At 31.5% G+C, this 25,879-nt stretch carries 29 protein-coding genes; 8 read left to right on the plus strand and 21 right to left on the minus strand.

Annotation, left to right across the window (positions count from 1 at the left end):
- Positions 1–175 precede the first annotated feature (175 nt).
- Together BUE10_RS03990 and BUE10_RS03995 are read right to left on the minus strand one after the other, a co-directional pair.
- Positions 176–2,563: a TonB-dependent receptor gene (locus BUE10_RS03990; protein WP_073482516.1), complete on the minus strand. Its 2,388-nt coding sequence runs from the start codon at positions 2,561–2,563 to the stop codon at positions 176–178.
- 156 nt (positions 2,564–2,719) lie between these two features.
- Positions 2,720–3,862: a helix-turn-helix domain-containing protein gene (locus BUE10_RS03995; RefSeq protein ID WP_073482518.1), complete on the minus strand. Its 1,143-nt coding sequence runs from the start codon at positions 3,860–3,862 to the stop codon at positions 2,720–2,722.
- Positions 3,863–4,042: 180 nt separating this feature from the next.
- Between BUE10_RS03995 and murQ the strand changes: the two genes are divergently transcribed.
- The 8 genes from murQ to BUE10_RS04035 all read left to right on the plus strand — a co-directional run bounded on the left by murQ (position 4,043) and on the right by BUE10_RS04035 (position 9,921).
- Positions 4,043–4,855, plus strand: coding sequence for an N-acetylmuramic acid 6-phosphate etherase (gene murQ / locus BUE10_RS04000; RefSeq protein WP_073482520.1), 813 nt, complete (start codon positions 4,043–4,045; stop codon positions 4,853–4,855).
- A gap of 113 nt (positions 4,856–4,968) precedes the next feature.
- Positions 4,969–5,190: a DUF6095 family protein gene (locus tag BUE10_RS04005; RefSeq protein ID WP_053473765.1), complete on the plus strand. Its 222-nt coding sequence runs from the start codon at positions 4,969–4,971 to the stop codon at positions 5,188–5,190.
- Positions 5,191–5,214: 24 nt separating this feature from the next.
- Positions 5,215–5,451, plus strand: a complete 237-nt coding sequence (locus tag BUE10_RS04010) for a hypothetical protein (RefSeq protein WP_073482522.1) — start codon at positions 5,215–5,217, stop codon at positions 5,449–5,451.
- A gap of 2 nt (positions 5,452–5,453) precedes the next feature.
- On the plus strand, positions 5,454–6,026 hold the full coding sequence (locus BUE10_RS04015) for a pentapeptide repeat-containing protein (RefSeq protein ID WP_073482523.1): 573 nt from the start codon (positions 5,454–5,456) through the stop codon (positions 6,024–6,026).
- Between the two features lie 113 nt (positions 6,027–6,139).
- Entirely contained in the window at positions 6,140–6,715 is a 576-nt protein-coding gene (locus BUE10_RS04020) for a DUF1572 family protein (RefSeq protein ID WP_073482525.1), read from the plus strand.
- A gap of 86 nt (positions 6,716–6,801) precedes the next feature.
- Positions 6,802–7,173, plus strand: a complete 372-nt coding sequence (locus tag BUE10_RS04025; protein WP_073482527.1) for a DNA topoisomerase IV — start codon at positions 6,802–6,804, stop codon at positions 7,171–7,173.
- A gap of 196 nt (positions 7,174–7,369) precedes the next feature.
- Positions 7,370–9,292 (plus strand): DUF294 nucleotidyltransferase-like domain-containing protein, encoded by a 1,923-nt coding sequence (locus tag BUE10_RS04030; protein ID WP_073482529.1) that lies wholly within the window; start codon positions 7,370–7,372, stop codon positions 9,290–9,292.
- Between the two features lie 2 nt (positions 9,293–9,294).
- On the plus strand, positions 9,295–9,921 hold the full coding sequence (locus BUE10_RS04035) for a 3'-5' exonuclease (RefSeq protein ID WP_073482530.1): 627 nt from the start codon (positions 9,295–9,297) through the stop codon (positions 9,919–9,921).
- Positions 9,922–9,954: 33 nt separating this feature from the next.
- On the opposite strand, the gene BUE10_RS04040 is transcribed toward BUE10_RS04035, so the two are convergent.
- The 19 genes from BUE10_RS04040 to BUE10_RS04130 all read right to left on the minus strand — a co-directional run bounded on the left by BUE10_RS04040 (position 9,955) and on the right by BUE10_RS04130 (position 25,709).
- Positions 9,955–11,793, minus strand: a complete 1,839-nt coding sequence (locus tag BUE10_RS04040) for a type VI secretion system baseplate subunit TssF (protein ID WP_073482532.1) — start codon at positions 11,791–11,793, stop codon at positions 9,955–9,957.
- Between the two features lie 57 nt (positions 11,794–11,850).
- Positions 11,851–12,207 carry a carboxypeptidase-like regulatory domain-containing protein gene (locus tag BUE10_RS04045; protein ID WP_073482534.1) on the minus strand — a complete coding sequence of 119 codons (357 nt, stop codon included), beginning with the start codon at positions 12,205–12,207 and terminating at the stop codon, positions 11,851–11,853.
- Between the two features lie 311 nt (positions 12,208–12,518).
- Positions 12,519–13,589: a hypothetical protein gene (locus BUE10_RS04050; protein ID WP_073482536.1), complete on the minus strand. Its 1,071-nt coding sequence runs from the start codon at positions 13,587–13,589 to the stop codon at positions 12,519–12,521.
- A gap of 218 nt (positions 13,590–13,807) precedes the next feature.
- A complete protein-coding gene (locus tag BUE10_RS04055; RefSeq protein ID WP_073482537.1) occupies positions 13,808–14,911 on the minus strand; it encodes a DUF2931 family protein in 1,104 nt (367 codons plus the stop codon).
- Between the two features lie 99 nt (positions 14,912–15,010).
- Positions 15,011–15,415: a hypothetical protein gene (locus BUE10_RS04060; protein WP_073482539.1), complete on the minus strand. Its 405-nt coding sequence runs from the start codon at positions 15,413–15,415 to the stop codon at positions 15,011–15,013.
- 9 nt (positions 15,416–15,424) lie between these two features.
- Positions 15,425–15,727 (minus strand): hypothetical protein, encoded by a 303-nt coding sequence (locus tag BUE10_RS04065; RefSeq protein ID WP_073482540.1) that lies wholly within the window; start codon positions 15,725–15,727, stop codon positions 15,425–15,427.
- Positions 15,728–15,741: 14 nt separating this feature from the next.
- Positions 15,742–16,170 (minus strand): hypothetical protein, encoded by a 429-nt coding sequence (locus BUE10_RS04070; protein WP_073482542.1) that lies wholly within the window; start codon positions 16,168–16,170, stop codon positions 15,742–15,744.
- A complete protein-coding gene (locus tag BUE10_RS04075; RefSeq protein ID WP_200801707.1) occupies positions 16,155–16,907 on the minus strand; it encodes a T6SS effector amidase Tae4 family protein in 753 nt (250 codons plus the stop codon). Before BUE10_RS04075 ends, BUE10_RS04070 begins: the two co-directional genes overlap by 16 nt.
- Positions 16,908–16,941: 34 nt before the next feature.
- Positions 16,942–17,397 (minus strand): hypothetical protein, encoded by a 456-nt coding sequence (locus BUE10_RS04080; protein WP_073482544.1) that lies wholly within the window; start codon positions 17,395–17,397, stop codon positions 16,942–16,944.
- 3 nt (positions 17,398–17,400) lie between these two features.
- Positions 17,401–19,209: a type VI secretion system Vgr family protein gene (locus tag BUE10_RS04085; protein WP_073482545.1), complete on the minus strand. Its 1,809-nt coding sequence runs from the start codon at positions 19,207–19,209 to the stop codon at positions 17,401–17,403.
- Between the two features lie 32 nt (positions 19,210–19,241).
- On the minus strand, positions 19,242–19,637 hold the full coding sequence (gene tssD / locus BUE10_RS04090) for a type VI secretion system tube protein TssD (protein WP_073482547.1): 396 nt from the start codon (positions 19,635–19,637) through the stop codon (positions 19,242–19,244).
- A 133-nt stretch (positions 19,638–19,770) separates the two neighbouring features.
- Positions 19,771–20,157, minus strand: a complete 387-nt coding sequence (gene tssD, locus BUE10_RS04095; protein WP_029269192.1) for a type VI secretion system tube protein TssD — start codon at positions 20,155–20,157, stop codon at positions 19,771–19,773.
- A gap of 154 nt (positions 20,158–20,311) precedes the next feature.
- Positions 20,312–20,743, minus strand: coding sequence for a GPW/gp25 family protein (locus BUE10_RS04100; RefSeq protein WP_073482548.1), 432 nt, complete (start codon positions 20,741–20,743; stop codon positions 20,312–20,314).
- Positions 20,744–20,752: 9 nt separating this feature from the next.
- Complete coding sequence (locus BUE10_RS04105) at positions 20,753–21,466, minus strand: hypothetical protein (RefSeq protein ID WP_073482550.1); 714 nt, start codon at positions 21,464–21,466, stop codon at positions 20,753–20,755.
- Positions 21,467–21,494: 28 nt separating this feature from the next.
- Positions 21,495–22,019: a hypothetical protein gene (locus tag BUE10_RS04110; RefSeq protein ID WP_073482552.1), complete on the minus strand. Its 525-nt coding sequence runs from the start codon at positions 22,017–22,019 to the stop codon at positions 21,495–21,497.
- Between the two features lie 95 nt (positions 22,020–22,114).
- Positions 22,115–23,485, minus strand: a complete 1,371-nt coding sequence (locus tag BUE10_RS04115; RefSeq protein ID WP_073482554.1) for a DUF5458 family protein — start codon at positions 23,483–23,485, stop codon at positions 22,115–22,117.
- Positions 23,486–23,503: 18 nt separating this feature from the next.
- The gene (locus BUE10_RS04120) at positions 23,504–23,953 is read right to left on the minus strand and encodes a hypothetical protein (protein WP_177178050.1); all 450 of its coding nucleotides are present in this window, start codon (positions 23,951–23,953) and stop codon (positions 23,504–23,506) included.
- 50 nt (positions 23,954–24,003) lie between these two features.
- Positions 24,004–24,516, minus strand: a complete 513-nt coding sequence (tssO, locus tag BUE10_RS04125; RefSeq protein WP_073482557.1) for a type VI secretion system TssO — start codon at positions 24,514–24,516, stop codon at positions 24,004–24,006.
- A gap of 23 nt (positions 24,517–24,539) precedes the next feature.
- Entirely contained in the window at positions 24,540–25,709 is a 1,170-nt protein-coding gene (locus BUE10_RS04130) for a hypothetical protein (protein ID WP_073482558.1), read from the minus strand.
- Positions 25,710–25,879: the final 170 nt, after the last annotated feature.

Here is a 25,879-nt window from a genome sequence, read left to right on the forward strand (position 1 = left end):
CAGGGCGTGTCAGTATTTAAAAAAAGGCCCAATCAACTTTGCGTTCATTGGGCCTTTTCTTAAATACTGCCGGGCTATCCGCGCTACTTCGGTAGCCAGCTCCTATCCCTCACGCGAAATGAAGTTTCAGGTTTCAGGTTTCAAGTTTTACAATATCAACATTCATAATTCATAATTAATTCCCCGTTCTCTTTTTCTCATCCTGATTTCCAAAAGCGCGTTCTTTTACATTTATCTTCTTGTTTCCAAAATTATAAACAACAGACAAACGAACGAATCTATTACTCTCATTTTGGCTGTAAACCTGTTTTACACCATTTACAACCGAAGTAAAATCTTTTAAATAAGACGTATTAAAAATATCATTTGCCAAAAATGCAATCTGCATTGTTTTATTAAACAAATCCTGTTTAAAGCCAATATCAAAACTAGAAGTATATCCAATTTCATACAAACCACTTTTAAAAGGCGAACTATAACTAAAATCAACTTGCAGTTTTGTTGTTTTACCTAATATAAAAGTATTATTTGTCGAAAAATCAATTTGCAAACTGTTTGACGGCGTTGCATCGAAATCTTTTATAAAATCTGTTTTTGCTCCCAAAAAGTACAATGAATTTTCACTTGACCACCATTTTGTAAAATTGGCCGAATAGCTCTCTCCAATACCATAATTTAAGTTTTTAAAATAATTCTCACGCGTTACAACCTGTGTATTCGTTTCTGGATTTGCAGTAAACAAAACACCGTAACCATTTGTAACTACATTAACAAAAACACTAGTTCTCAGGATTTCTTTATAAGAATGTGCAAACTCAAAATTATCACTAAATGAAGGTCTTAAAAACGGATTCCCTTCAGAATAACTATTACTATTAATATAAACCTTAAACGGATTCAGTAAATCAAAACGAGGTCTGTTGATTCTTTTTCCGTAATTTAAACTAAAAGTATTGTTTTCATTTTTCTTGTAAGAAGCATAAACAGTTGGAAATAATTTCAAATAATTGTTTACCGTTTCCTGATTCATTGTTTCAGAAAAACCATTTGTCTGCGTATTTTCCAATCTTAATCCCATTTGAAAATTCCATTTTTCACCCATTTTTTTATCTCCATTAATATAAACTGCCTGATTATTTTCGGTGTATTTAAATCGGTTAGATTGATTCGGATCTAATTCTGGAGTTCCCGAAATTGTATTGTAATAAAATACATCGCTTATACTATTGGTAAAGCTCATTTTAGCGCCATAAGATAAATTCAACGCTTGAAACGGATGTTCCATATCGGCCTTAAAACTCCAGTTATCAATATCCTGATTCGAGATATTTCTTCCCGACTGATTTACATCTACAAAAGTCATATCCGGCGTATAATTATTAGCAATAAAACTTCTATCGAACTTTGAATTGTAATTAAAATAATCCACATCAAAAGATAACTTTCTATTTAAAGAATCCAGTTTAGTAATCAAATGCACATTATACGTTTGATTCCCAGAGCCTTTATCTGTATAACTATCATTCAGCGTAACATTGTCTAATTGATTTTGAATATTATACTTTTCAATTCTAATATCCGATCCAAAATCCGGATTATTTCTGTCATTCAAAAACTGAAAACCAAAAGTTGTACGTTCCGAAAAATCATAATCTAAAGCCAATTTTCCTGAAAGATTTTCATTTTTTACTTTCGTTTCACTTTTCATAACCGAAAGTCCGTCGGGAAAATACATTTCTAAAGATTCATCAGCATTTTTATAACCCGTTTTTCCATTTACACTGGCAGAAAATCTAAATTTATTTTTGTTATAAAAGAAATTATCCCTCAAAGTATAAATTCCGTATTTATTTTGGTCGTAAGAAACCGTCGTTGTATTTTTCCAGGAATCACGCATTCCTTTTTTCATAATAATATTGATTAATCCTCCTGCTCCTTCTGCTTCATATTTTGCCGGCGGATTACTTATAATTTCAATATTTTTAATATCACTTGCCGAAATAGATTTTAAAAAATTATTCAATTCCTCGCCTGCCAATTCAATCATTCTACCGTCAATCATAACTCTGGAAGTTCCTTTTCCTAAAATCGTAATCATGTCATTTTTTACCACAACTCCCGGCGCCGTATTAATAGCGCTTAAAGCATCGCTGCCAACCGTTGTAACATTCTTTTCAATATTATAAACCAAACGATCTGTTTTCTGTTCCACAGTTTTATTTTTTGATTGAATAACAACCTCTACTAAATTAGTGGCACTTTCTTTCAAAATAATTATTCCTAAATCAGTATCCTTTTCAATTGAAATCTCTTTTTCATAATCTGTAAATCCCAAAAGATTAATTCCTATTTTATAAGATCCTTTTTTAAGATTGAACTCAAAATAGCCGTCGTTTTTAGTTGTCGTTCCATCAATAATTTTTCCTTCAGAATTTATGATTGAAACATCTGCCCATTCTAATGAAGTTGTTTCGCTGGTTATGTTTCCTTTCAATTTAAATGATGCTTGTGCTAAACAAAATAAAGGCAATAGTAAAAAGATAAGGAGATTTGCTTTTTTCATGATTTCTAATTTTTAAACTTGTTTCGATTAATTTGAAGCAAAGTTGCCTTAGAAAATCTCCATACGCGACCGACAAAAAAAAGTCGAACCAATTTCTACTTAGGAAATTGGTTCGACTTTATTAAGCACGAAGTACGACTTTTTACAAACTACTTATTATGAAGCGTTTCGGTAAGCCGTAGGCGTTAAATTTGTATATTTTTTGAAAGAAGTATTAAACGAAGATTTAGAGTTAAAACCTACTTCGTATAAAATTTCTAAAACAGTAAGCTGACTTTTAGACTGATCTTTTAAAATATGCATCGCTTTTTGAATGCGATATTCATTCACAAAGTCAAAAAAATGCTGATCCATTTGGTGATTAATCAAAATTGATAAATCCCGAACGGGAATATCAATTTGGTTTGCCAATTCCTGAATGGTAAGCGACGGATCAAGAAAGGGTTCTTTCTCGGTCATATATTGTTTCAAAGTCGTTATTTGAGTATTGATCAAATCGTTTTGAGCATTTGCTAATTCTGGTTTTTCTTCAATTTCCGGCAGAATGTCTTTAGTTAATTTCAGTTTTGAATTAACCCCTCTAAAAAGTTCAGGATGATTTAAAGCTTTCATTATAAACCAACAAGTGATAAATAAAGCAATGGTCCCCACAAGAACATTTGCCCACAGAAATATTTCACTGAAACCACTGTAACGCAATAGATTTTTTAATGCTACAATAATATGTGCCGTTAGAAATACGCATGTAATTTGAAAAAGCCATTTATAAGTCGCTGTGCTTGCGTTTGCATAATTTTCTAAATAGATTTCTCTGTACTTTTTCACAATCAAAAACACAGATACAATATAAAATGCATATTGACATTCAACTAAAATCTGGATAAAGTAAATCTCCGGCATTAAATTAAGTCCCGAAGCGAAAGTATCTTTGTCTACATCTACGCTCAGATAAATTCTCGGAATAAAAACTAAATTGACAATTATAAAAGGCAGTAAATGAAGTAAATGTTTCCATTTTAATCTAAAATCAGAATAACAAACAGCAAGTACAAAAAGGTAAAACAAAGGCATTTCAAACAAACAAGTTGTCGATCTAAAAATCTCAAAATTTAGTTCTCTACGAGTAGTCGCTTCAATGAAAAAGCCGCTAAGATCTACGGCTGAAAAAATAAAAAACCAGGCAAATAAGCGGTTAGCCAATTTATTCTCGGTCTTGACCGTAAATAAAAAAAAAGCGAGCAGTAAAGACACAAAAACCGATATTCTGCCAATCCCCTGCAATAAATCTAATTTATCCATTTAACTTTCATTATTTAACAAATATAATATTTTAGTTCTTTTAACAAGATTTATAAAGTGGTTTGATCTAAAACAAAATCACCTGAAAAAGTTTTTAAAACTTAGCGGCTTTACCGTCTAATTTTTTCCCAATTTGCGATAAAAAAGTTTAATTTTGGAGGATAACTATTTCGACAAAAAATGACCTTTACAAAAACAACCGAACAATCTTCAAAATACGAACATTTAGAGAAAATGTCAGTTCACGAACTGCTGACTAATATTAATAACGAAGACAAAACTGTTCCTAATGCTGTAGAAAAAGCAATACCGCAAATTGAAGCTTTAGTAGCACAAGTTGTGGCTAAACTAAAATTAGGCGGTAAAATATTTTATATTGGTGCAGGAACATCCGGACGTTTAGGCGTTGTTGATGCCTCAGAATGTCCTCCTACTTTTGGCGTTCCGTTTGATTTAGTAAACGGAATTATTGCCGGTGGTGACACTGCAATTCGCCGCGCAGTAGAAAATGCCGAAGACAACGCAACACAAGCCTGGATTGATTTACAAGCACATAATATTGGTGCAAATGATGTCGTAATAGGAATTGCAGCTTCTGGAACTACTCCGTATGTTATTGGCGGTTTAGCAACTTGTAATCAAAATAATATTTTAACGGGCTGTATTACAAATAATGCGGGAAGTCCGTTAGCGCTGACAGCAAAATTCCCAATTGAAGTTGTAGTTGGGCCAGAATTTGTTACCGGAAGTTCGAGAATGAAAGCCGGAACTGCTCAGAAACTGGTTTTAAACATGATTTCGACTGCAGCAATGATTCAGCTTGGAAAAGTAAAAGGAAACAAAATGGTCGATATGCAGTTGAGTAATATCAAATTGGTTGATCGCGGCGTGAAAATGATTATGGGAGAAATTCCTGTTTCGTATGAAGAGGCTTCTGAATTATTGAAGAAATATGGCAGCGTTAGGAATGCTGTTGATAATTATAACGCTTAATTTCTGTAGAATTTTAACGCAAAGTTCGCAAAGTTTAAATCAAAGAAGGCTGAGTTCGCAAAGGTTTTCAAACTTGAAACAAAGAAAACTTTAAACTTGAAACAAATTTTAAAATGAGTACAAACAAACAATTATTAGGAAAAGGAATTAAGTATTTAACTGGCGCTCTGCCTTTAATGTTTCTTGGGCCGTCGTTGATTTATAATGCATTTATGAATCAACATACTAATTGGCATTATTTAGTTCTTGGAATTGGAATTGTGGCTTGTTTGAGTTCTATGCTTTTGATTTTTTTAGGACTGAGAATCATTATGAAAGCTTTGTTTAATGACTAAGTTTTCCATTCTAAATTCTTTTCAATGGATATAGAAAAAGATCTTCAATGGATACATCAAGAAATTGATAAAATAAAAAATCCTAATACAATTAAGAAAATAAAGAACCTTCTTGAGTCGATTAATTATTCAATGATTCGTTCTTCAGATTCTTACAATTTAGACATAGAAAATTCTCTTAGAAGTATTAAAGAAGGAAATATCTATACTGAAAATCAAGCTAAAGAAATAATATTTTCAAAGAATTATAATATAATATAAAAATGGAAGAAATAATTCACATTCAAAAAACATTCGAGAAAGTTATTTATATCGATAAAAAAATAAACAATCGGGAGTTTGAAGATTGTGTTTTTAAAAACTGTGATTTTTCGAACAGTAATTTTAATTCTAATAGTTTCTTAGATTGTGAGTTTATTGATTGTAATCTGTCCATGACAAGTTTGGCAGGAACGAGTTTAAAAAATGTAACTTTCAAAAACTGTAAACTTCTCGGAATCGCTTTCCACGAATGTGATGATTTTTTATTTCAGGTTCATTTTGAAGAATGTACATTGGATTATGCTATATTTTCAAACAAAAAAATGCCAAAAACTAAGTTTATAAATTCGTCTCTTCGTGAAGTAACTTTTGTTGGAACAAATCTAACAAGTTCTGTTTTTGATGATTGCAATTTAGATGGCGCTATTTTTAATGAAACACAATTAGCTGCAGTTGATTTTAGAACTGCTTACAATTATAAAATCGATCCTGAATTTAACGCGATGCGAAAAGCACAATTTTCGACTCAGGGAATTGTGGGACTTTTAGATAAATATGACATTAAAATCGTATAATTTTTCGCCACAAATTCCACGAATTTACACTAATTTTTTCATAGAAAATGTTTAAATTTTAATTCGTGCCAATTCGTGAAATTCGTGGCGAAAAAAACAAATAATTCCATCTTATGAAAATTGATGAATCTTATTTAGAAAGCGTTAAAAAGCAGTTTTTGTATTATAAAATGCTTGGCGAAAAAGCAATTGAGCAATTAGAACAAGATCAGCTTTTTGTTTCTATTAATGAAGATACCAACAGCATTGCAACGATTATAAAACATATTTCTGGTAATATGCTTTCGCGATGGACTGATTTTTTAACGTCTGACGGTGAAAAAGAATGGAGAAACCGCGACTCTGAGTTTGAAAATGATTTACAATCTAAAGAAGAAGTTCTTGAAATTTGGAACAAAGGCTGGGATTGTTTAGAAAATGCTTTGAACAGTTTAAAACCTGAGCAGCTTTCAGACATTATTTATATCCGCAATGAAGGCCACACCGTTATTGAAGCCATAAATCGACAGCTGGCACATTATCCTTATCATGTTGGGCAGATTGTTTTTTATGCCAAACAATTAAAAAATAGTTCTTGGGAAAGCTTATCAATTCCGAAGAATAAATCGGGAAATTATAACGCCGAAAAGTTTGCCAAAGAAAAAGAAATCAAGAACTTTACTGATGATGAATTAAAAAGATTGAAATAATAAAAGCCATAAGCTTTAAGCTGTATGCAATAAGCAAAACTGCTTATTACCCAAAGCTTAAGGCCTATTGCTTAAAGCATAAAAAAATGAAAAAAATACTATTCTTATTCCCGGTACTGACTTTGGTATCCTGTTATAATGCTGAACACAATTGTAAAGATTTTAAAAACGGAAAATTCAAATTCGAGTTTGAAGTAAACGGCGTTAAAAAAACGACTTTTTTTGAACGTAAAGACAGCATCGAAATTGAAACTTTTGACGGAAAAACAGATACCGCTACAATACGCTGGGTAAGCGACTGCGAATATATTTTACAGAAAAAGCATCCAAAAAATATGGCCGAAGAAAAAGCAATCAGCATGAAGATTTTAACGACTGCGAAAGATTCTTATACGTTTGAATTTGGAATGGTAGGTTCTGAAGAAAAACAACGCGGAAAGGTTTTCAAAGTTGAATAATAAAATTAAAGTCCCACAGTTGGGGCTTTTTTTTATGCCGCAAAGGCGCTAAGACTCGAAGTTTTTTATTCTAAAAGCTAAAAAAACTTTGCCTCTTTGCACCTATGCGCCTTTGTATCTTTTTCACAAAATAAACTTTAGTGTTTGTTTCACGTTTATGTTTTTAAATAGTATTTTAGAACTCTAATCTAACCAAATGAAAAATACCATTTCGCAAAGAGTTGCTGACTTTTTAAAAAACTATCCGCCGTTTAATTTCCTGCATCCAAAGGATCTGGAGAAACTTTCGGAGCAAATTTCTATTGTTTACAAAGATAAAGATGCCGTTATTTTTGCCGAAAATGACCAAACACACGATTCTTTTTATGTGGTACACAAAGGTGCAGTTGCCTTAAAGAAAAGCACAAAAAATACAGTTCTGGATATGTGTGACGAAGGTGACATTTTTGGATTGCGTCCGCTTTTGGCACAGGAAAATTATATTATGGAAGCTGTAGCACATGAAGAAAGCATTCTGTATGCTATTCCAATCGCAGTTTTTAAACCTTATGCATTAGAAAATAGAAATGTTGGTAATTTCCTGATTGAAAGTTATGCTTCGAATACCCGAAATCCGTATTCAGATATTCACAAAGATAAATTATATGGTGATGATGATTTACTAAATGAAAATCGTCATTCGGGAAATGATTCATTTGATTTAGCACCAATTAAATATTCAAAAAAAATTGTGACCTGCAGTCCGTCAACAACAGTTAAGGAAATTGCCAGGATCATGAATAAGAAAAAAGTAGGCGCTATATTAATTGTTGATGAAATGCTTCCAATTGGTATTTTGACAGATAAAGATCTTCGAAATAAAATTGTTACCGGAGATTTCCCTATAACTACGACTGCTGAAACCATAATGACGAAACCGGTTATTACGTATCCTAAAAAAATGACCGTTACTGAGGCACAAATGGCAATGATGAAAAGTAATATCAGCCATTTATGCCTTACCAAAGATGGAACTGTAAATACTAAAGCAGTCGGAATTTTATCAAAACATGATGTAATGGTGGCTTTAGGAAATAATCCAGCTGTTTTGATTAAAGCTTTGAAAAGAGCTAAAAAAACGAAGGAAATAAAACCTATCAGAAATCGAATTATGCAATTACTTCAAGGGTATTTAGATCAAAATATTCCGATGACTTTGATTGCTAAAATCATAACAGAACTGAATGAAGCCTGCACTACACGCGTTATTGAAATTTGCTTAGAAAAAATGAGCAGTCCGCCGCCGGTTAAGTTTGCATGGCTCGCACTGGGAAGTCAGGGACGAGGCGAACAAATGCTGCATACCGACCAAGATAATGCGATTGTTTATGAAAATGTAAATGAAGTTTTTAGGGATGAAACCCGAATTTACTTTTTAAAATTTGCCGCTCTTGTCAATAAAGGGCTTTTTGATATTGGTTACGATTACTGTCCTGCCGAAATGATGGCTTCAAACCCAAAATGGTGTATGAGCCTTGATGAATGGAAAAGTCAAGTGCATCATTGGATTACGAATCCGGGAAAAAATGAAGTTTTACTTTCTTTTATTTTCTTTGATTACAGTAGAACTTATGGAGATACTGAAATAGTGAGTCAATTATCAGATTCCATTTTTGAAAATGTAAAAGCAAATCCTATTTTTTATATGCATTTGGTTAGTGGTGCTTTACAAAGCCCATCTCCTACCGGTTTTTTTAGGCAATTTTTAGTTGAACAAGACGGTGCAAACAAAGATAATTTTGACATTAAAAGAAGAGCTTTAATGCCTTTAACTGATGCTGCACGTGTTTTAATTTTATCACATTCTGTTAAATCTATCAGTAATACTGCAGAGCGTTTTGAGAAATTGGCGGAACTGGAGCCAAATAATAGAGAACTGTATTTATCATGTTCCTATTCGTTTAAAGCTTTATTGAAATTTAGAACGAAGCAAGGACTTTTACATCATGATTCAGGACAGTTTATTGCTTTGGAATCTCTATCAAAAATGGAAAAAATTAAACTAAAACGTACTTTTAAAACGATTAAAGAACTTCAGGAACTTATTTCGGTGCGTTTCAATATTTCAAATTTGGTATAGCAATGGGTTTATTTAATTTTTGGAAAAAAGAAGAAAATCTCTTCGATGAAAATATCACAATCGAAGAAACCCGTTTTGTTGTTCTTGATACTGAAACGACCGGATTTGATTATGAAAATGATCGTATTTTATGTATTGGTGCCCTAGTTCTTCAAAACGGAATAATCTCGGTTCAGGATAGTTTTGAGATTTATCTGCAGCAAGATCATTACGATAAATCTACAGCTCAGATTCATGGGATTTTAAGAGATTTTATTATCAAACGCCCTTCTGAATTAGAGGCTTTAGAACAATTTTTATCTTTTCTTGGAGATTCAGTTATCATTGCGCATCACACCATTTTTGATGTCACTATGATTAATAAAGCATTGGAAAGAAATAATTTACCTCAACTTTCTAACAAAACTTTAGATACGGCTTATTTATATAAAAGAACTTTGATTAAATCTCATTTGTTTGAGCGTAAAGATCATTATACACTTGATGATCTTGCAGATAAATTTGATATTTCAAAGAAAGACCGTCATACTGCTTTGGGTGATGCTTATATTACTGCTATTGCGTTTTTGAAAATTGTGAAAAAGTTGAGAGAGAAAAAAGAGGTTAATTTGAATCAGCTTTTTAAATAAAAAAGGTTTGAAATTTATTCAAACCTTTAAATTCTAATTATCTATAAACAAACGATACGGAAATACATTTGAAGATCTATTTTTAAGATTTTTCATAAAACTATCGCATAAATAATCCCATTCGGCGCTGGATAAATGCTGTTTTTCTTCGGAGTTTGTTTTTATGTAAATATCCACAGTTCGACTAAAGCCAGCTTTTACCGATATTTCTTTTCTTGTTCCTTTTTCTATTCGAATATCTTCAATTGAATTTTTAAAATGGTTAAATCCAAAGGCTTTGATATCTGCAAAAGTTACGATTCTGCCTCGCGTCAATAAGGCATTTCTGTAGGCCAAAATTCGATCCTTATTGTTTTGTTTGTTCAATCCGCCAACTGTATTTGTCATAAGAGTTGTAATCTGACTTACAAAAAATAAATCGTCTTTACACTCCAAAACTGTTCCTGCCTTGATATCATTTCCTTCTTCGGCACATGTTGACCAATAACTAATCTTGAATGACTTCCCTATTGATTCATCTGCTTTAGGCTTAATCATTAAATAAGGATCATTATTTTTAGAAAAACTGCTTTCTTTTGCCTGCTGCTCTACTGAAGCTAATAACTGATTGATTTCAATTAATGAACTGTTCATAAAATCTTTTCCTAAACCTGCAAAAGAGGAACTTTCATCTTTTAATAAATCCAAAACATTTTGCAATAATTCTGAAGCTGTTCTGGAATCAAATCTGGAGACTCCTCCCGTTCTTAATACTGCATTTCCTTCTTCCAGAATACCTTCTTTAAATTCCTTTATTTCGTAACGTCTGTTAAGTCCGTCAACAACAGTATCTATATCAAGAAAAACATCATTTTTTGTATCTAAAGCTATATAGGATAAAAATGTATCCAGCGTTTTGGTTAGATTGTGCTTTTTTTTGTTGATTACAGGAATACAGTTTGCTGTAAAAGAAACATTATCAATTATTTGAGGCACTAATGATTCTGGGAATATCATTTTTATCCAAATCACTGATTTATCATTTTTAGTTGCTACTTCTTCAAAAGGTTTGTATTCAGCAGCGTATTCTTTTATATTTTTATATTTTAAAATTCCTTTTAATGTATAAAAATTATCAAAGTAAAACTCATTTACTTCCTGCATTACCTCACTAAGATTAGAATAATTGTGATTGATAATACCTTCAATATCCAGATTGTTAAGGGGAACATTGTATCCTTCTTTTACAGATATCTCTTTATCGTCAAGAAAGCATTTCATTTGTTTTAAATAATAATGAAACATTTCTTTCTGGTGTGTGTTTTTAATATCGATGTAGAGCATTAAATCTTCAAGATCTACGACTTTTTCACCGCTTAATTCAATTCCTAAAACAATTTCTCCTGATGGTAAAGTATGATTGTAATCTCTAACAAGATCTTTATAAAAAAGGTTGGAGATTTGATATAGATTTCTTTCATAAGCAATGTATTTTACTTCGCAGGCAGACAATTTCACTTCGAGAGTTGGAGCAAGTGCTATCTCTTTTGTAATTGGTGCCAGCGGATTATAAATATTATGAATTCTTCTATTTGCCGTCATTTGATTTTGTACAGAAACTTTTATATTATTTTCTATTGGCAATGCATGCAAAATTGCTCTTGCGGGTTTTGCTCCAGATGTAACTTCCGGAAACATAATTTCTAAAACCCTTTCGACTACACGAGTTTTAGAATCTTCGAGTTCATGGGCAATTTTTTCCAATTCATACGATAATGCATTTAGCATCATCGATACTACAGGATCAAAAGATGTTTCCATTTCAACATCTGAAAACCCCCAAGATCTTGCGGCTCTTTTTAATACTCTGTCTTTTATTCGTTCTTGTCTCATAATATCATTTTTCAGTGTAATTGAAATGCATTTTCATCTGCCTAAAACCTATTTAATTTATTTTGTCAAAAACTCGCTGTCGTTTCTAAACATATAAATGGTTGTATTCTTGTTTTTTTGTATAGTATCGCGTTTAGAAAGGTCAGGTTTTCTATATACCTTTTTATTTTCGTAACCTTCTCTTTTTAAATTGATAATACAATTTGATTTTGATTTTACATTCAGACTGAAGTAACCTGTGCTGTCTGTCTGCGTGCTGTTTCCATTGATATTGATCTTGACATTTTTAATGGGTTTGTTTGAGTCAAAATCATGTACGTACCCCGAAAAAGTGTTTTGAGTACAGCTGGATAAGTATAAGGCAATAAAGATTAATTTGATCTTTATATTTAATTTGAGTGAATATATTGACATTGTGATTTTAAATAATTCAAATACAATAAAAAACTTGCGAAGTTTTATTGTCTCTACCGCAAAAAAGTTTATTTATTTTTACGCTTTTGTGTAAACTTATTTTGGGACATGATAAACTTGTTTTTATCCTTTTTGTAAAAACTTTAGTTTCCTGAGCGGAACGCTCGCACCAGTTAGGATATTTGCACAACTTTTTAAAATATCACTTCGCAAAAAAGACGTTATTTTTACTTGTTTTCGTTTTTGAATATAAGTTTATATAACTATTATCTAAATTTTAGTTTTAACTTTTTTGATTTTTATAACAATACTTATTTTTTTTTCTTCGTTATTTCTAGCATGTTTGTTTCAGCAGGTTCTTCTTGTATCTCAACAGCTTCTTCTTGTTGTTTTATATTATTATTTTTTTTATCGTTTACAAATAAAGCATTAGATCCTATTACTATTTCGTTAAAATTAGTTTCTGTTTTTTTTGATACCTCAACATTTTCGAATTTTAGTATGATACTTTCTTCATGATATTCTGATACCACTGCATTACTATAATCTTTACCTTTTCGATAAATATCTTTACGGATGAATTTATTTGAAGCATCATCCAACACATAATTATTAATATCAAAAATCGAAAACTCTTCAGAAAGCTGATTAAAACCATTAGCAGATTTAAACTGATCATTAAAGTAGAAAACAGCTGTATTTTTGTTTAGTTCTTGTTGCTTTTTAAAATTTATCAAAAATTTTTCCCACTCTTCATCTCTTTCATTTATCTGTTTTACAAACTTCCCCCAATGTGATTCTAAAATCATCTCACCTTTTTCGGTAACTAAACTTGCTGAAAATGGTTTTTGTTCAATAATTGTTTTTTGGTAAAATAATAGATATTCATTATAGTTACTGTCTAAATTAAAGATGTTAGTATTAAATTGATATAAATTACTGGATCTATTTTGTACTAGACTTATTGTTATAGGGTAATAATCAAGATTGGCTGTATAATAAGCATCGCCACCTGAAAAGTTATCGCAAGCAATAGGAATTAAACTATCGTTATCAAATTTTATATAAGTTGGCCCATCGTTTATGAAATCACTATTAAAAGTGAGTTGTATTCCTTTTTTTATATGCATATTCCTTCTGCCCAAAACTGTAAAGGCTTGTTTAGGAATTGTCGGTGTAAAATTAATTTGATTGTTTTTAATTGTATAGTTTCCCAATACAAGTGTAGCATAACCAAACAATACAAATGTACCATCATCATAAATATAAATACCTCCACTACTATGAGTATATCTTCCAGAAGTAATTTTACTCATCAAATTTTGTTGCGCAAATACTGTATTTGTTAATATAATTAAAATTATCAGAAAATACTTTTTCATTTATTAGTCGAATTTTGCTTATTTAAATTTTGAAATTTCTTTGAAATTATCTATTCAAAATTTACGCGTTTATATAAAATTGTTAAAACGTTTTACGTTTTAAATCTTTTGCAGGTTCCATACTCAAAGAGCCATTATCAGCTCCCATGACTTTTTGTAAAATTATTCTATTGCTTGTCCATACAACAAATTATATCTGATTCTTCAAGTCATTACTTTTATCTAAAGTAAATAATCGTAAAAAGCGCCTTTTCGAGTTTGATTTCCTTTTTGTCATTTTTTAAAACCACTGTAAAATTTTTAAAATCGTCATCGATTGTTATAAAAACGGTTATAACTGCTTTTGGGCTTGCCTCTTCCAGTTTTTTGAAAGCTTCAATGGTTTCCTGCTCATCGAGTGTTTCTATTCTAATCAAGTAATTGCTCTTGTTTGAGGCTGTTACATACATTCCTATATAATTTGGAACTACTTTATTGCCAGGCTCTAGTATAATTTTGTTAAATTTCTCCTGACTTACTTTAGGAGGCAGATAACCTGAATATTCACTATTAAAAAAGCCAATATAATATTTATACATTTCTAATGGTTTGCTTAACTCTACTTTCCAGTTGTACCGCAGTCTGTAATCATCCCATTGCTTACAGCTTATTTTTCCTTGTTTAATTATCTCCCGTACTTCTGGCGGAACCGCTCTGGATAGTAGCTCTTTTTCAAGCACAGCCTCAGGCATATCTCCACTTGATTTAAAATGGGCTTTATATACTTCATTGGCCTCCTTTCTATCTAGTTCTTTAGCTTGATACCTCCCAATTTCTATTTTGTTCTGACCATCCATCCATACTACCACCATCCCTTTTGGGGCTAATCCTACCGTAAGGGAATTATAGGTTTCCCAATGCAGGGTTTCTTTTCCATCTTTAGATTCAATTGGAATGCCATAGTTCATATACCCTTTTTTAAATAAATTGTAGATTTTTTGTTGTGGCAACGCAAATTCTCCTTCATAAATTTTCATCTCGGTTGGTGCATACCATACAATACTCACATGATCTGGTGCGGGACTTGGCTGACTGGACCAACTACGGGCAGAGCCCGTCCAATTTGACCCTCCAGTATCACTCATGTTTGGAATCAGGGTTATGTATTTGCCTCCGCTCGAATAAAATACATTTGGCGATAATACTACTACGGGGTAACCTTTTGGGGTGCAAGCCATTCCGTCCCAATCAAATTTTTCTTCGCTCATGTTTACTTTCTTTTGACACGCACTAAATTGCGTAATTAGAATAAATGTTATTACTGTAATTATTTTGTGCTTCATTTGGTTTGCGTTTATGCGTTGTCTGCAATTATTGTACGTTTCATTGAAGTAAATCCATCTGGCCTGTTTGTTTCCATACCCATTGAAACATTCCAAATGTTATTTTTTCTTATTAATAATCTTCTTTTTATTATTAATACCTACTATTTTTTTTATATAACTATCCAATTCTTTGGATTCGTAAAAATCAAAACATTTACAAAAAATGATATTTTTATCTCCAGTTTCAAAATGCAGATTATTTTTTTGAGAATAATAAGAACTAGTTGTATTAATAGTATAATCTATTATTTTATTTTTCAACAACTCATCTTCAAAAAAAAGGCCATTTATAGAAAACTGAACTGTAGATACATCATTTAAATTATTATAAAAAGTTGAATCTATCTTACTATAATTTAAAATAACACATTGATTAAAAGCAAATTTTTTAATATTTGATATTTTGTATTGTCCATACGTTTTTGTAAAACATATAAATATCATTAAAAAATATTTTTCCATTTATTTATCCTATTTTAATTCCCAAAGTTTTATTTCGTCTGTTTGTATAATAATTGTTTTATTTTTATTAGGATCAAAAACCTCATATTTCATTTTAAAATAATAATACGGACTAGTTGGATCATTATGCTGAGCTTCTCCAGGATAAATTAAATTCGTACCATTCCACAAAGTAAAATGTCCAGAAGCATTTCCCCTGCTTGCGCGAGCGTCCCGCTCGTGAACATAAAACTTGTTTTTTATTCTTTTTGTTAAAACCTTAGTTTCACGAGCGGGAAGCCCGCACTTGTTATGAACCCACAGCAATTTCACATACTTTCGTTATATTAACGAATGTTATTCTTCTTTTTTGTTTTAATTTTAAGCATTTTTCTAATAAAATTATCTAACTCTTTTGATTCATAAAATTCTAGACACATACTTGTAATTAAATTACTGCTCCCACTTTCAGAATAATAAGGACTTTCAATAGAAAAAAAATTCTCAGTCATCTTTTCTGTAAAACTTCTTATTTCCTGATTGTTTAGTTCTGTAATTTTCCCCAAATCAATAAATTCATTTTTCGATTTATCGCTTATTTGAAATTTATCATTTAAATATTTAATATCAAACTTGACATTGTTAATATAAATACAATGACAATAAGAATACTTTTTTAAATATTTTAGTTTATCATCTGTAGTTTGAGAAAAACATATTATGCTAATTAGGAAAATTTTTGAGAAAATAATTGATTTTATTACTTTAGTTCCCATATCCTTACTCTATTTGTTTGTACCAAATCTAAATCACCATTTTTCTTTTTTATTGGATATATCATACTAAAATAATATTTATCATTTGTTGGATCATCGTGCTCTGGTCCTCCAGGATAAATTAAATTTTTACCGTCCCATAATGTGAAGTGACCAGAAGCATCATTCCAACCTGAAACATCAAACGTAATAATCCCTTTTATTGTTTTTAATCTTTTCCAATCAATATCCGATATTTTGTTTTTATTTGTTTTTATTTGTTGCCATTCGAAAAGAGTTAATCCAGTATTTTTCTTCAATGCATTTGGAATTTGTAATTTATCCAATTTAATGTCTATTTCTGGGCTTCCTAAATGATCTATTAAATATGTTGCTAATTCACGTACTCTATACCAGTAGTTTAATTTATCTTTCCCTATATGTACTCCTCCACTTGTACCTGTAGCTCTATATTTAAAATTATTATATGGCAATTTAAACCCACTATAATTTAAACCCTTACTCATTCTAAAAGCACAAGTATTTTCCCATGCACTATTTTTTTGAAGCATTTCATACAAACCATTTCCAATTTCATTATATAACGTAATCACATCAACTGAGCTATTGGGATAATTGTTTATCATATCATCCCATTTTGGTCTCGTTGCGCTTACTGCTCTTGCTTGAAATCCTCCTGATTGAGCCAAAATTGCTCGTTGCATTAATTCAATTGGCTTTATTTTTTCAAAATCCATAATTTATTTTTTTATAAGTGATTAATGCCTTAATTTATTCTGTAGTAGATTCTAATTCTTCGTTTCCAAAAAGGTTTAATGTATAGTCTTTTAATGCATTCTCAAAAACTACTATGTTTTCCTTATTTACTACACCTTTAAGAATCAATTCATTTTGATCATCTGTTAATGGTTCCCCATCTTCACTTTTTATATAAACTTCAATATTTTCCCCTTCTTTATAATTTATTGTTTTCACAACAAGATTCATATCTACATAAAATCTTGATTTGTCTGATAATTTTGTTTCTCCATATGTCCAATACATATCAATAACTTTTTTATTAAACATATTTACAGGCGCCTTCTCTGGTTCTCCATACATAATTCCATTTACAGCAGTTTCATTAATTGAACCTCCTGCATTAGTAACAATATTTCCGTTAGAATACATATTATGATTTCCGCCGGTAGTTTTTGTTATGGTTCCTTTTACAAATCTTATTCTCATAATTTAGTTTTGGTTAGTTCGTTCTCCACTATTATGCTGAATATTATTTTGCGCATGTTTATTAACGTCTTTTTCACTATTACTTTGAATACCTTCTAAACCTGTTTCATGTCTTTCTTTTTCAGTATGAGATTTAAAATCACCTTCAATATGCTCCATAAAATCACCCGTAACATTCAGTATCTGATTTCCTCCAACACTAACATTATGCATCATTCCAATCATTGTAGTTTTATCAACTCCTGCACTCTCACTAATATTCATTCCTGCTATTAAAGTAATATTTTGAGAAGCATTCATAATTATATCAGTTGCGGTCATTGTTATTACTTTTGGTGCTGTAATATTGATGTTTCCGTCAATTGTGTCTAAATGTATTTCATTGCCAATTTTATCTGTAATGATAATACTTTCGTCTTCTGTGAATTTAACAATATGCCCGCTACGGGTATGAATAGCTTTAATATCGTTTTTTGGAGTATTATAACCCGAAGATTCATTCCCATTATAATGTGCTCCCATTACATAAGGATTTTGGGCATTTCCTCCTTCAAAACCTACTAAAACTTCTTCACCAATTTCAGGGATAAAATAAAATCCTTTTCCTGCTCCGGTATGCGGCTGAATCATTCTTATCCACTGGCTTGATTTGGTTCCTGCTGCCCAGTAAAAATCTACTTTTACGCGACCTAGTCCTTCGGGATCGTTGTTGTCTCTTATTTTTGCTGGCTGTGTTTCTGCTTTAGCGAAAACCTTTGTATTGGTATAATGCGGCGCCGAAACATCGGCAGGAATTGCTTTAAATTCACAGTTATAATTGCCATGAACTTCTGAATGATGTATGGCTTCTATAACTATTAAATGGTGTTCTATGGTTTGGTTGACAATAGTAAAAGTCTGCCCTAATCCTAAAGGGAAATAGGATATTCCGCTATAGTACACACTGTTTGCATCACTTCCTGCTGTCTGCAGTGTGATCATTTCTTGTATTTCTTCTTTGCTTTGAGCATTATTGGTATAAGCACCAATACTCAATTCACCTTGTGTTACAGTGCCTTGATTAAATCCTACTATAGAAGCAAAACTGTCTTTACTTCCTGTGGCTGTTTTTGCAGATGAATCTCGAATGCCTGATGCATTATTATAATCATAACCTGCTAACGAAATTGTATGTGCAGTCATATTAGCCTGTATCTTAAAACTATGCAGAGAAGCGCCGTTGATGAGTTTAATTTTAGAGTTTTTAAGCTGCCCAAACTGCATGCGCATTCCGTCAAAATAAAACCATTGGCCGTATCGGGCTGCCAATCTTTTAAGGAAATTAAAATTGGTTTCGTTGTACTGCGCCATATAATTGAATTCTTTTAGATAAGTTGATCTAATAGATTCTCTCTGGTAAAATTCTGTTGGGCCTTCTGACAATAGATCTACAACAATATCGTCCATACCTCTTTCCAAATAGGTTCTTGATTTTGGCAAATCATCAATTACTTTACTATGGCTTATTCCAGTAATGTGCAGACCGGCTGCGCTTCCATGTCTATCAATCGAAGATACCTCGGTAATAATTCCTTTGCTCATAAGCCTGATTCCGGTCAGGCTTTTGAAAGTAAAAATAACTTCATCACCAATATATTTTCGCATTGCTTTGGCTTGATCAACTGGGTTTATAACTGCTTTACCAGTGTATTGCCACACAAATGAAAAATGATGATGATCTGCCATTTTTTGTGACAGCTTTAAATCATAATAAATAATATTTTGTGTAAAACTCCCAATAGTGATATGTACCTGATCTGAGAAATGTGCCATAATGAAATAGTATTTTATTCGTTATTAAAAACTTAGTCTAAAGCAATCCAGTTGTTGGAGAATTTTGCTTCACCAAAAGTCAGTTCTTTAGTTACTAATTCCATTGTAATTTTCATTGGCACTTCAGTAGTGCTGGTAAATTGTTCGTGATAATTAATACAAAATGCTTTTTCAAACGTTAGTTCTTTCATTTTACTTAAGGCATCTCTTCTGTAAAAAATAATTTTTCCATCTTTAGTTAAGTCACTATTTAACATCCATGACAGAAAAAGGCTGTTTTGTGTTGCCTCAATTATTACTTTTATAATTCCTCCTTTTGCATTTCCTATTGGTTTGCTCGAAGTATCTATTTCTTGTTTAAAATCTATATTAAATTCAAGTACATTATATTCTTCTCCGTCTATTTGTAATTTTGATAAAAAGCTCATTTGTATATCGGTATTTAATTAATATTGGATTGTGATGTTATTATTGTTGAAGTTTTAAAATAAAAAAGGAAGCCTTTTACGGACTTCCTTTAATAGTTTCAAGCTTAATTAAGTTTGATGAAGTCCTTAGGTATTATACCCAAGCATTATCAAACTCACCTCCGCCCATCGAAATTTTACGTGCAGAAATCATAAAAGTCTCCGTTAACGGATTATCACTGTTATGATCAAAGTTTTCTTTGTACTTCACCATGTAAGCCTCTGTAAATTTCAACTCTTTTAAAGTAGCATTAGAATCACGTTTAATGAATTTTACTGACCCATCTTTTCTTTCGAAATTGTTAGTCATCCATTCAAACAATTCTGTGCTGCCAGTTGATTCTACTTCGATCATGATTCTTCCTCCACGTGTTACTGTAGATGGACGACCTGAAGCATCAGTTTCCTGAGCTAAATCATAACTTACGTTAAGTACTTTGTAATCTTTTCCTGCAACTGTCAATGATGTTAAAAACGACATAATAAAAATTTTTAGTTATTAATTTATTTATTTATATCGTAAATATATAATTTATTTCTTACACAATATAGTTAATTGTAGCTTTATTATTACATTTTATCAAAATCGCTAATACAAGCCACAAAATAGCGTTTTTAACAAAAAATATTTTTACTTATTTATAAGATAGCGGTCCAATAAAAAAATAACCCCTGAAATTAAAACTTCTATTGGTGCTCTTTATCGTTGCATCAATAATAATATCGACTCTTTTTTTTGCTCTGCTTACATCATCTATTAAATACATGGTTTCTGATATTTCGACTTTGAGTTCAATTACTTTTATCCTATTTTCATGTAAAAGCAGAGATTCTTTCATTGTTTTGGAAATAATTTCTTTTAAACTGTTTTCATTCATCAGCAAATCAAAATCAATTTCCCATATTTTTGATCCAAAAGTTTCATCAAACTTACATTCTCCAAATGTAGTTGTCGCTAATAGAATTACTTGTTGTGCAATAGAATGTTCAATTGAAGTTTTTTCTAATTCTTTCTTTTGAAGTATTGTATTAAAATCGATTGGCAGTTTATAAAATGCTCCTTTCATCTTTCTATCTTATATATAAATTAACCTTTCTGTTCTGCCCTCTTTATTTGTTTCAACTTCATTAGAAACTAATTTCCTCTTAATAATATGAAGGTTTACTTTTGGAGTTAGTTTCAAAACCTTTTCACGATATAATATATCACCTATAAAACGCTGCCCATTTTTTCCATCAACAATAATAAAATAGCTTATCCCTTTTTGCACTTTGAGATTGTTAACATCACCTGCATAAAGCTGAATGTTTTGTTCTTCTTTTTGAAAAGTATAGGTAAGCTCATCGTAGCTTAATTTTCGATATCTGGCAATATCAAAAGTTTCTACAGCTTCTTTTAAAGGCTCGAAAGTGATGTTTTCAAAAAGAAACTTTTTGGACTCTAAAAATTTCAATCCCAAGAAACTCCATAAACTTTTTCTGGTTGTTTTTTCTTTAAAAAAATAAGTATCACGAGTAACCTGATAAAACTCTTTTTCATTTGTCTTATTATCTGTTACAATCATTTGATATGTTGGAATTTCAATTTCAGACGGAGCCTCAATTTGACTTAAATTTGTATTTAAGCGAACTATTCCTGTCTGCTGTTCAGAAATTATAATATCAATTTTATACTTTTTTAAAGCAGAATCTGTTCTAACAATCGTTTTTCCTTCGCCGCTGCCTGCATAAAAAACAGATCCATCATTATCTGTGAGGCCTAATGAAAGATTTAATTCGGGGATTGCCATAAGTTTTTTTGTTTTTGAATAAATTCGACTAAAGTTTTTTTATTTTATATAATTTCAAGCAATTCAAATATTCTTTAAGATTTTGATTGTCGGAACTATTTGGGCTAAACTCATAATCTTTTTTGAGCGTAAAGAATCTTATTGTATTGATATTGTTTGCCATAATTTTTTTTCTGTCTCCTCTTGTAAGCTGCAAGGCGGCAGTTCCATCACAATTAACACTGAATGAGTTTTTTAGAACGTACTTTTCCCCTGTTTTAAAATACAATACTAAAGGCTGCTTTTGTTTGACACAAACGTTGTCTGTAAAAATTTTAAAATATAAATAAATCTTTCTTTTACGTTTTCCTAACTGCAAAACTGCATATTCAAAATCTTCATTAAAAACCCGCAGCAAAATAGGCGGTGCGCTGGCAAAGCTTTTTTTGTCTAGTAATAATTCGTTTTGCGAAATAGGACAATGTAAAGTATCAATAGGATTAATTTTTTGAGCTGTAATTGAATATGAATTAGATATTACTACAACTAAAAATAAAATTTTAAGTACGTTCATGAATTTGAATTTTTTGTTTGATCATTCAAAAAGATCAATATTCTGTTTAAAAAGGAAACACAAAAAATGTGTTTCCTTTTATAGTTATAATGCAATTATTTTTGCTCGTAATCTGTATCCCATTCTGTTCCGTCATCTCCTTTATGACCATCCATTTTTATAAGGAAGTTTTTTGCCGGGAAATAAGGTTTCATATGGATATCCATATAGATTCTATCTTTTTGGATTGGATCCTGCTCAAATCTTCTGATTTCAAAATTCTCAATTAATTTGTCCGGACCAGTGATTCCGTCAAGGAATGCCACAATTTGATTCATGATTTCTTTACGTGTTTTAGCTGTAAAGTTTTCAAATGCACGACGATTAAGGAAATCCATTAATACTTTTGTCACGTAATCAAAAACACGAACTACAGAATAGGTTTGCAGACCAAGATTATCACCGCTGAATAATGTTTTTGCAGAGAAAGCCATTACTTTTCCGTACTCGTTTACCATTGGTACTAAACCAAGGTTTTCAAGATTTGCGATTTCACTTTTCTTAAGGTCAAACTTAACGCCATCAACTTCGTTTATTCCTCCAAATTTTTTACCTGCAGTTACCTGAGACATTAATGTTTTGTAGATTTTTCCTGCTAAGGCTGCTGAAGGTGCGATGTGTAAATCTTCATTTTCTCCAATTTGGTCAAATCTGCCGCGCCCTACTAACCAGTTACAAGTCATAATAACATTAGAACGATACGCATCACCTCCTGTTAATGAAGCTGCATCGAACATTTCCATAACATCATCCGGTTCATCAAGATGTTCAAAATCTGTTACGAGCATTACTTTGTTTTCGTGTGCTATTTTTGCCCATTTTTCGATCACCTTATTCGATCCTAAATAACCTGGAATAACCAAAATTCCATAATTATTTTTAAGGTCTAAACGATCGTAATTATCCACTAATTCAGAATGAATTGCATCAATAAAGCGAGTGTTATCAAGATCTTTTAATTGTTCAAGATCTGCATTTACAATTGTGATGTTTTTAACTTTATCCGTTTCCGTGTTTTTGAAAAACAAGGCCACAGTTCTATAAGCCGCTTCAATTTCTCTTGTATCGGCAACTGCTTTTGCAAGGTTCTTTTTCAATAATACTTCAGATTCTTTGCATTTGTCCTCGCATTGCGCCACCATATCTGTCAATGCTTCGTTGCTGCTTAAAATTGAAGACCATAATTCCAAAGTCTTTTTTAAAGTTTCTCTTTCTTTGGTTTTATTTACTTCGCCAAGAAAAATTTTTCTTCTTGCTTTTCTGTCCGGATTTAGGTTCTGAACTCCTTCTATTGCCATTTCCAGTAAATCAAATCCGCCATATTTGGCTAATTTTTCTACATTTTTTTCAATAGAAACACCAGAAACTTTACGTTCTAAAACTGCAGTATCTTCACCACTATTTTGATGTGCTTGTTTATTTGACATATCTTTTATTTTTAAGTGTTATTTATTTTCTTTCAATTCGTTAATCAATGTTCCAAGGCTTTCCAGTAACGCTTTCTTTGCTTCGCCGTCTTCCAGAGCCGCTTTCAGTATTTTATTTGATTTTAACTGACGGATGATTTTTTGATACTGATCTTTTTCGGTTTCTAAATCTGATAAAAAACTACTTTGTGCCGTGATTCCTTTAACACCAAAATCGCCTAAGTTTTTAAATTTCAAAGCTTCTACTTTTGTAGCTCCGTCTGCATTTTCAAAGTTTACTTTTACTTCTGGCTTAAAGTGTTCAAAAGCTTTTTCTACATTTGTAATTCCTTCTACTAATTCCGGTTTAATTGGTGCATCAACCGTCAGTTTTTGCGCTACAAGTGTTCTGTTTTGAGGAATTGCGCTGATTGCTTCATCTGCATCCAACTTTACTTCATTTCCTCCAATTCCATAATTTGATAACATAATTTTTAATTTAAATGGTTATTATTCTATTATTTTTAAACTCGATTCTTTTATTGATTTTGATAAATCTGACGACAGACATCTAAATCCCTGCTTACTTTTTCTAATTCTTCCTTGTATGTTTTTGCCGATTGGTTTAAACTGTCAATCAAATGAGCATTATGCGTAAGACTTCTGATTTGCTTTTTGTAATCAATAATGTTCTTATAGGCCAAAATGATATTATTATACAGCTTCTTGTTATCTGTAGAATCTTTTGGGATTTTTTGATAAATATTGGCTACCATAACATTAGCCAGTCGCTGCTGAAAATCATTATCCACTTTTGGTGAATTGATAGAGTCAACTGTCATTCTTACACTATCAATTTTAATGGAGAAATTGGTTTGATAATCGTATTCACGTTTCATCATTTCGTTCTCTGCTTTCAGCATTTTATTTTCAGCCGTTGGCATGTAAAAGTTGAAGGAAACAGCAAGCAGCATCACAATAAACGTGATAGTAAAGGCAACTAAAAAAGCTCCAAAAGCTTTTCGACGTTCTGTTCTATTTAATACTTCCATAATTTATATTTGCTTTTTTTAAATTAATCTTTAATGAAAAAACCATGTCTTTTCGGGTTGTGTACGATGTCTTTTTTCTCGGTTTCGGCGACAAACAATTCGATGTTTTCTTTTTTCTTTCCTATATAGTCAAGCTTGCTTAAGGTTTCAAAAAGCTTATCAATTTTCACGAGGAAATTCATTACCAAAGAGGCTGTTTTATCAATATGCACATGATCATAGTTTGAATTAATTAAGGTTGTAAAAAGTATTTCTAAATCGCCTTGTGAAAGGTCACACCATTCTGCAAAATAATTTAAGAGCTCTTCTTTTCCCGCTCCCGATTTTGAGTCAATAAAATTCTTCATTACCCTTGCAAAAGAAACAACTGTGCTTAGCATTGCAGCCGGATGCTGATGCAGTGAAAACCAGCGAAACTGCGTTAGAGAATTTCCTAAAAAATAACTTGTATTATCTGCCAATTGCAATACCGTTTGAGCCAAAACTCCACTTTGTTGAAATCGATTGACTTTTTGTGAAATTTGAACAGAATAAATTTCTATCTGGCCAAACGAACGTGCTATCTGCGCTTGCATATCTGTTAATTTTCCATGACACGCGACTGTAACTGATGCGGGAATGTAATCTTCATCAAGAACAGAAATGTCTCCTACTAATACTTTTCCAATCGCGAGATAGAATCCTCCATACCCTATTCCTGATCGAAATTCTTCTGATTTTATAAGATGAAGTTTATACTCCGGCTGTGTATAGGGATATCTTGGCGGAACTTCATCTGGGTCTGGTTCACCAAACGGAATTCTTTTTCTGGAATTAACCGAAATACATGCTAACAATTCTAATTGCTCACCATCTTTCATTTCATAGGTATCTTCGGGATACGGAACTTGTAGATCGAGCGTGTCTGTATTTGCTTTACTGATTTCGATTCTCGAACCGTTTGGCGTAATGGCGTGACATTCTTCTACCCGAACGCGCAAAAGTTTATGGTTATCGATTCCTAAAGTAATTTTGGTCGATTCTTTACTGTGGTTTCCTGAGTCTAATAAACCGTAACTCATGGGCGTAGTATGAATTCCGATTGCATCATTTACCAATTCAGAAACATTGTCCTGCATGGCCAAAAAATGATTTTTGTTGATCTTCATTCCGTCAATCCAGTTTACCGGAAAATGATTTAATTTTTCTATCATGATTTTTATTCGTTTTAATGTTGTTTGGTTTATTCCATAGCAAAATGCCTCATGTAATTTGATTACATAAGGTTTTATGGGGATAATTATTAGCTATGGCGGCTAGTAATTAAGGTTTATTTGTTTTTGGAAAATTTTTTTGGGTGCGGTATTATTTTAAATATTGACTA

The organism is Flavobacterium sp. CF108, assembly GCF_900129795.1.
Lineage (GTDB): Bacteria > Bacteroidota > Bacteroidia > Flavobacteriales > Flavobacteriaceae > Flavobacterium.

Bases quoted from the DNA above. Each gene is read 5' to 3' on its own strand.
- BUE10_RS03990 (WP_073482516.1), bottom strand. From the start codon at position 2,563: ATGAAAAAAGCAAATCTCCTTATCTTTTTACTATTGCCTTTATTTTGT.
- BUE10_RS03995 (WP_073482518.1), bottom strand. From the start codon at position 3,862: ATGGATAAATTAGATTTATTGCAGGGGATTGGCAGAATATCGGTTTTT.
- murQ (WP_073482520.1), top strand. From the start codon at position 4,043: ATGACCTTTACAAAAACAACCGAACAATCTTCAAAATACGAACATTTA.
- BUE10_RS04005 (WP_053473765.1), top strand. From the start codon at position 4,969: ATGAGTACAAACAAACAATTATTAGGAAAAGGAATTAAGTATTTAACT.
- BUE10_RS04010 (WP_073482522.1), top strand. From the start codon at position 5,215: ATGGATATAGAAAAAGATCTTCAATGGATACATCAAGAAATTGATAAA.
- BUE10_RS04015 (WP_073482523.1), top strand. From the start codon at position 5,454: ATGGAAGAAATAATTCACATTCAAAAAACATTCGAGAAAGTTATTTAT.
- BUE10_RS04020 (WP_073482525.1), top strand. From the start codon at position 6,140: ATGAAAATTGATGAATCTTATTTAGAAAGCGTTAAAAAGCAGTTTTTG.
- BUE10_RS04025 (WP_073482527.1), top strand. From the start codon at position 6,802: ATGAAAAAAATACTATTCTTATTCCCGGTACTGACTTTGGTATCCTGT.
- BUE10_RS04030 (WP_073482529.1), top strand. From the start codon at position 7,370: ATGAAAAATACCATTTCGCAAAGAGTTGCTGACTTTTTAAAAAACTAT.
- BUE10_RS04035 (WP_073482530.1), top strand. From the start codon at position 9,295: ATGGGTTTATTTAATTTTTGGAAAAAAGAAGAAAATCTCTTCGATGAA.
- BUE10_RS04040 (WP_073482532.1), bottom strand. From the start codon at position 11,793: ATGAGACAAGAACGAATAAAAGACAGAGTATTAAAAAGAGCCGCAAGA.
- BUE10_RS04045 (WP_073482534.1), bottom strand. From the start codon at position 12,207: ATGTCAATATATTCACTCAAATTAAATATAAAGATCAAATTAATCTTT.
- BUE10_RS04050 (WP_073482536.1), bottom strand. From the start codon at position 13,589: ATGAAAAAGTATTTTCTGATAATTTTAATTATATTAACAAATACAGTA.
- BUE10_RS04055 (WP_073482537.1), bottom strand. From the start codon at position 14,911: ATGAAGCACAAAATAATTACAGTAATAACATTTATTCTAATTACGCAA.
- BUE10_RS04060 (WP_073482539.1), bottom strand. From the start codon at position 15,415: ATGGAAAAATATTTTTTAATGATATTTATATGTTTTACAAAAACGTAT.
- BUE10_RS04070 (WP_073482542.1), bottom strand. From the start codon at position 16,170: ATGGGAACTAAAGTAATAAAATCAATTATTTTCTCAAAAATTTTCCTA.
- BUE10_RS04075 (WP_200801707.1), bottom strand. From the start codon at position 16,907: ATGGATTTTGAAAAAATAAAGCCAATTGAATTAATGCAACGAGCAATT.
- BUE10_RS04080 (WP_073482544.1), bottom strand. From the start codon at position 17,397: ATGAGAATAAGATTTGTAAAAGGAACCATAACAAAAACTACCGGCGGA.
- BUE10_RS04085 (WP_073482545.1), bottom strand. From the start codon at position 19,209: ATGGCACATTTCTCAGATCAGGTACATATCACTATTGGGAGTTTTACA.
- tssD (WP_073482547.1), bottom strand. From the start codon at position 19,637: ATGAGCTTTTTATCAAAATTACAAATAGACGGAGAAGAATATAATGTA.
- tssD (WP_029269192.1), bottom strand. From the start codon at position 20,157: ATGTCGTTTTTAACATCATTGACAGTTGCAGGAAAAGATTACAAAGTA.
- BUE10_RS04100 (WP_073482548.1), bottom strand. From the start codon at position 20,743: ATGAAAGGAGCATTTTATAAACTGCCAATCGATTTTAATACAATACTT.
- BUE10_RS04105 (WP_073482550.1), bottom strand. From the start codon at position 21,466: ATGGCAATCCCCGAATTAAATCTTTCATTAGGCCTCACAGATAATGAT.
- BUE10_RS04110 (WP_073482552.1), bottom strand. From the start codon at position 22,019: ATGAACGTACTTAAAATTTTATTTTTAGTTGTAGTAATATCTAATTCA.
- BUE10_RS04115 (WP_073482554.1), bottom strand. From the start codon at position 23,485: ATGTCAAATAAACAAGCACATCAAAATAGTGGTGAAGATACTGCAGTT.
- BUE10_RS04120 (WP_177178050.1), bottom strand. From the start codon at position 23,953: ATGTTATCAAATTATGGAATTGGAGGAAATGAAGTAAAGTTGGATGCA.
- tssO (WP_073482557.1), bottom strand. From the start codon at position 24,516: ATGGAAGTATTAAATAGAACAGAACGTCGAAAAGCTTTTGGAGCTTTT.
- BUE10_RS04130 (WP_073482558.1), bottom strand. From the start codon at position 25,709: ATGATAGAAAAATTAAATCATTTTCCGGTAAACTGGATTGACGGAATG.